We start from the raw sequence: 1633 nt of genomic DNA, 5'->3' as shown, positions 1-1633 counted from the left end.
GAGCGATTTGGCTTGGAGCGATATAGGCAGACATAAATTTGGTTCATCAGAAATAATTAGGGCCAGATTTTCGCACAATCTGGCCCAAGCTTGAAGCTGTTGCTTACTATTCAGTGGCGGCTAGCTGTTGTCTTGTTGGTTGAGGAAGTCTTTGAATTCCTCTTCATAGATATTAAACAGCACCATGGTGACCGCAAAAATCAGTGGGCCATAAATCAAACCAATCAAACCAAATAAGTGCAGACCACCTAATAATGAGAAGAAAATTATTAAGGTATTCATGCCTGCGCTGCCTTGCATCAACAATGGACGCAGCAAGTTATCAATCGAACCGACGATGACTACACTCCATGCGGTTAGGAAGATTGCCCACGTCATATCACCGGTGAGGAACAAGTACGCGGCGGCTGGTATCCAGATCAACGCCGTACCGACAACTGGAATGAAGGAAGCAAAGCCCATCATGGTGCCCCAGAATAGGCCAGGGAAGCCAGCTAGCCACATACCGATACCGCCCGCTAAGCCTTGCGCGATAGCCGTTAAAAAGGAGCCCATGACTGCGGACTTCGAAACTTGTTCTATCTCGGTCAAGATTCTATCTTCTTGGCTACGAGAGAGTGGCAGAATATGTCGAATTGCCGAAATGATCTTGTCGTGGTCACGTAATAAGAAGAAAAGCACAAACAGCATCAGGAAAAAATCCATCAAGAAGTTTGTTGCATCACCCAGAATTTTCGCACTGATCGCGACAAGGTTTGAACCAAAAGTGGTAGCAAATTGCCCGATTTTTTCGGCGATGGCTTTTGGCTCGATTTTATCGAAAGGTAAGTACTCATTAACAATGGATAGACCTTTGATAACCCAAGGATGTTGGAAGATGTCTTGAATGCCACCATTGGTGACCCATTTGTACGTGTTCTGAGAAAAAACGGAGCCTTGTTGAACAATTGCAGCAAACACAAATAGTAGTGGAATGACAATAATGAAAGTCAAAACTACGCACGTGAGCAGCGATGCCGAATTTTTGTGTTTTGGCATTTTACGCTCAAACCACTCATGCACAGGAAACATAAGCAGTGAGATAATGAAAGCCATTACGATCGAATTGATGTAAGGCTCGACCAATAAATAGCAAGCAAAAGCAGCGGCGAGTAGAGCGATCATTAATACACGATGACTCGACGTGATTTTTACGTTGTTTGGCATGAGATAAATCCAACTTACGGATGACGTTTACAATGGCTCGCGTTGATATCAGCACGAAACCTTTATTACTTTGTACCGGCTTTCCTTTCAGCCTTATGACACAGCTGAATTGGGAAGGGGTAAATGACCTTGTTATAATGACTACAAATCAGATGGTTATCAATCAAGAGATGAAAAATGGGTTGTTGTAACGGCGATAAGAAATGTAAATCTGAGAAGAAAACCAAACGTATTCCGTGGTTTGGCATTGTTCTAGGCGTGTTAGCTGTCTTGGTAATTTTGAACTGGCAATAAAAAAGGACCTTCCGGTCCTTTTCTTATAACTTGCGTGTAGCGCTTATTTTGCTTCTGCCGCAATGATTGCAAAACAGCGATCCGCCGCTTCTAGTGTCGCGTCGATCTCTTTTGAACCGTGCGCTAGAGACGT

At 43.7% G+C, this 1633-nt stretch carries 1 protein-coding gene; it reads right to left on the bottom strand.

Annotation, left to right across the window (positions count from 1 at the left end; translation table 11 throughout):
* Positions 1-120: 120 nt before the first annotated feature.
* Positions 121-1206 (bottom strand): AI-2E family transporter, encoded by a 1086-nt coding sequence (locus tag R7P35_RS23995; protein ID WP_206973596.1) that lies wholly within the window; start codon positions 1204-1206, stop codon positions 121-123.
* Between the last annotated feature and the right edge of the window lie 427 nt (positions 1207-1633).

The sequence above is a fragment of the Vibrio sp. Vb0304 genome, assembly GCF_033338995.1.
Taxonomy (GTDB): Bacteria; Pseudomonadota; Gammaproteobacteria; order Enterobacterales; family Vibrionaceae; genus Vibrio; species Vibrio alginolyticus.
This window is presented reverse-complemented; position numbering and strand designations above follow the sequence as displayed.